Below are 3,225 nucleotides of genomic sequence, written 5' to 3'. Positions count from 1 at the left end.
TGACCGAGCTCGCCGCGCACTACGGCGGTGAACTGTCCGTGCAGGCCAGGCACGCGATGGTCGGCAGCAACATGACCGACTCGATGCGGCTGCTGTACTGGACGAACGACCTTGACCTGGTCGGCCCTTTTATAAGAATGACGCCGGGGAGGGTGTCGCCGGACCGCAAGTGACGCACGGACCTCAGGGCGGGTCGGGTGCTCAGCTATACGGGGAGGGTGCGGCTGCGGGAGCGACGGTCTTTCGCTCGACGGACGTCGCGGCAGCCCAAATCTGCTGGAGCTCGTCGGGCCGTGCCTGTCCGACTGCGGGTCCGCACCGAAGACGTTTGGCATGTAGTGGCTCTGGCGCGTCCGCGTCGGGGCCCGCGCCGAAGGCGCCTTGACCGCCACTGGGACCGGCGCTGCCATGCGGCTGGCGTTCCGCGCATCACGGTCCGGGACGCGCGGCGGACCTGCGGCTCGCTACTGGCAGACCTCGACGTCCATCCGAGAGTCGCGATGCAGATCCTTCGTCACGCCAAGTTCTCGATCACGATGGAGATCTACACAGTGGTCTCGTCGAAGAGCACCCGGGAGGCGCTCAAACGGCTCGGGGCAAGTCTCGGTTAGTGGCGGATCAGACAGATAGTTTGACGCTTGGCGACAGCAGTAAGTCCGTCGCGACCAGTCCAGCGTAGGTCTAGCATTGGCCCCATCCAATCAAGCGAGTTCCTGCGGGAGTAGCGGTGCGCAAGCAAGAACACATACTCAGTTACGCACAAGAACTGGCTGGACTGCTCACTACAGACATGCGATGGGCTACGAGTTCCTCTTCCGGATCGAGAGGCTGGTGGGCTGCGACCAACCCTCAGCAGATCCATCAATTTGCAGCTCGCGGGACAGCGGCGGTGGAATTCTTCCGGCAGTATGCCGGCGGTGAGAGCCTGTGGGCCAAGCGTGCCGTCTCCATTTTCGAGAGTCGGAGCGAAGGCTCCTTTGACGCGAACAGCGCACATGCCCTCGGTGACCTACTGCACGCCTGGGTTGACCAGGTAAATGCTGGAATCGTGGAGATTGCCGGTTTGCGCGAATGGGAAGAAATTGGCGTTGTAAGCACCGACGTTATGAGTCAGGTCAACCGACTGATGCGGGATCGGAACACTCACCCAGCCGCACCAATCGTGCTTTGCGGAGCGGCGCTTGAGATTGCATTGCGCGCGCTCGCGGATGCACGAAGCATCACGATTCCAGCTCGACCGACCTTCAGTACATTGAGCGCCGCCCTGCGACAAGCGGATGTGCTCACCGCCCAGGATGTTAAGGATCTTGAGCAATGCGCCGGTCTGCGGAACTCGGCTGCTCACGGCGACTTCGAGGCGCTAAGCAGAGAACGCGCCGGACTCATGGAACAGCAGACGAACCTGCTTCTCCGCAGACTGGCAGATCTTCTCCCGGTGGGGGACGGCGCCACGGCGCCCACTGCCACTCCTTCGGGTTGAACGCTCGCGTTCGTCCGCACTCACTGCTGTACTTTGCTGCTGTATCGGGCCCAAACGGCAGAGCCGGCGCTCGTCGCACCGGCTCTGACCTGCATCTCTCGTGGGCCGCCAGGGACTCGAACCCTGAACCTACGGATTAAAAGTCCGCAGCTCTGCCATTGAGCTAGCAGCCCGCGCAGACAGGTTACCTTGTCGGGGCGGGGTGGCACGCATGTGTTTCCCTCTGGATGGTGGGGCAGGTCAGAGGGGGATCTGGTAGAGGATGAAGCCGCGGTTGACGGCGACCTGGTCGTACAGGCGGCGGGCGGTGGCGTTGGTGTGGTGGGTGGACCAGTAGACGCGGTTGCACTGGCGGGCGCGGGCCCAGTCGGCGACGGCGGCGATCAGGGCGCGGGCGACGCCCTGGCCGCGGGCTGACGGGGCGGTGAAGAGGTCCTGCAGGTAGCAGACGTCGTCGGTGGTGATGCTCGCGTGGACGAGGAAGTGCGCGATGCCGACGAGCCGGCCGTCGAGCTTGGCGCCGAGGGCGTGGATGCGGGTGTCGTCCTGGAAGCCGGCCCACGCGGCGTCGAAGCGGTCAGGCGGCAGGACGCGTTCGTAGAAGGTGTTGTACCCGGTGAAGAGGACCTCCCACGCGGCGCGGTCTTCCGTGGTGAGCGGGGCGACGGTGACCATGGACAGACCCTACAGAAAGGCTGTCCCAGCGTGACGGTGTTGGAGGATGCCGAGGAGACGGTCACCGGGGAGCTGCGGCTGCTCGCGATGCTGCTCGGGGCGGTGCTCGGGACGTGGATCGCGTGGACGAGCCCGGAGCACGGGCACGAGCCGCGGTGGGTGCTGTTCGCGGTGCTGGCGGCGGTGCTCGGGGCGGCCAGCGGCGAGGCGTTCGGGTTCGGCGCGGCGCGGTGGCGGGACCTCGGCACGGTGCACCGGGTCCGGCTGTTTCACGTGCTGCACCTGGTGCTCGCGTCGGTGGCGGTGGCGGTCGGCCTGGTGGCGGCCACGCCGTTCGTGCTCGGCGAGCAGGGGCTGACGGGCCGCGGGCTGGCCCTGTCGGCGATCGCGATCTGCGGGGCGCTGCCGTCGGCGGCGACGCTCGGCGCGGTGCACCGGGTGGCCCGGCGCAGGATCGAGGGCTCGCCGGGGCAGCAGCTCAACACCCTGCTCAGCCTGCGGCGGCTGGTGAGCCGGCTGCTCAACCAGCTCGGGTTCCTGGTGCTGCTCGTCACGCTCGTCAACGGCGCGGCCACGGGATGGGGTGCGGAGCTGCCGAAGGCGGCGGTGCTGTTCTCCGGGGCGGTCGCCTCGTTCGTCGTCGGCGTCATGTACGTGCCGGCGAGCACGACGTTGCGCCGCCGGTGCGCGCTGTTCGTCGACCGCAACTTCCCGCTCACGGATGTCGCGCTGGGTGATCTGGTGGACAAGGCCGAGGAGCGGGCGAAGCTGGAGAAGCTGCTCGGCATCGACCAGACGACGTTCGGGGAGCTGCGCAGCGGACTGGTCATCATCAGCCCGTTCGTCGTGAGCGCGCTGGCCGCACTCGTGCCCACGAAGTTCTGAAGACGGAAAAAGGGGCCCCGGGGGAAGGGGGCCCCTTTCTACGAAGAACTTCAGTTCGAGGCGAACGTGCCCTCGGCGAACGTGGCGTCGAGGCGGGCCTGCAGGGCCTCGAGCTCGTGGAACTCGCTCGAGGACGCCGACTCGGAGCCCTCGGCGGCGAACACGTGGTCCGTCTCGGCGGCGGA

Annotated in this window: 3 protein-coding genes, 1 tRNA gene and 1 pseudogene; 2 read left to right on the top strand and 3 right to left on the bottom strand. The window is 66.9% G+C overall.

The window, feature by feature from the left end; genetic code table 11:
- Window positions 1-413: 413 nt before the first annotated feature.
- Window positions 414-611, top strand: a pseudogene (locus tag AB0I21_RS57230) (site-specific integrase); the annotation flags it as partial.
- A gap of 398 nt (window positions 612-1,009) precedes the next feature.
- Here AB0I21_RS57230 and AB0I21_RS57225 read toward each other — a convergent pair.
- The 3 genes from AB0I21_RS57225 to AB0I21_RS57215 form a co-directional block, all read right to left on the bottom strand.
- The gene (locus AB0I21_RS57225; protein WP_360574442.1) at window positions 1,010-1,345 is read right to left on the bottom strand and encodes a hypothetical protein; all 336 of its coding nucleotides are present in this window, start codon (window positions 1,343-1,345) and stop codon (window positions 1,010-1,012) included.
- Between the two features lie 236 nt (window positions 1,346-1,581).
- Window positions 1,582-1,653, bottom strand: a tRNA-Lys gene (locus AB0I21_RS57220).
- A gap of 67 nt (window positions 1,654-1,720) precedes the next feature.
- On the bottom strand, window positions 1,721-2,155 hold the full coding sequence (locus tag AB0I21_RS57215) for a GNAT family N-acetyltransferase (RefSeq protein ID WP_360574440.1): 435 nt from the start codon (window positions 2,153-2,155) through the stop codon (window positions 1,721-1,723).
- A 30-nt stretch (window positions 2,156-2,185) separates the two neighbouring features.
- Here AB0I21_RS57215 and AB0I21_RS57210 point away from each other — a divergent pair, with 30 nt between their 5' ends.
- Window positions 2,186-3,040, top strand: coding sequence for a hypothetical protein (locus AB0I21_RS57210; RefSeq protein ID WP_360574438.1), 855 nt, complete (start codon window positions 2,186-2,188; stop codon window positions 3,038-3,040).
- The last annotated feature ends 185 nt before the right edge of the window (window positions 3,041-3,225 follow it).

The organism is Dactylosporangium sp. NPDC050588 (assembly GCF_040654975.1).
Taxonomy (GTDB): domain Bacteria; phylum Actinomycetota; class Actinomycetes; order Mycobacteriales; family Micromonosporaceae; genus Dactylosporangium; species Dactylosporangium maewongense.
The sequence above is the reverse complement of the archived record's forward strand: the minus strand, read 5'-3'. Positions and strand labels throughout refer to the sequence as shown.

What these genes read in the sequence shown, in the direction of transcription:
- AB0I21_RS57215 (WP_360574440.1), bottom strand. Translation starts at nt 2,155, where the DNA reads ATGGTCACCGTCGCCCCGCTCACCACGGAAGACCGCGCCGCGTGGGAG.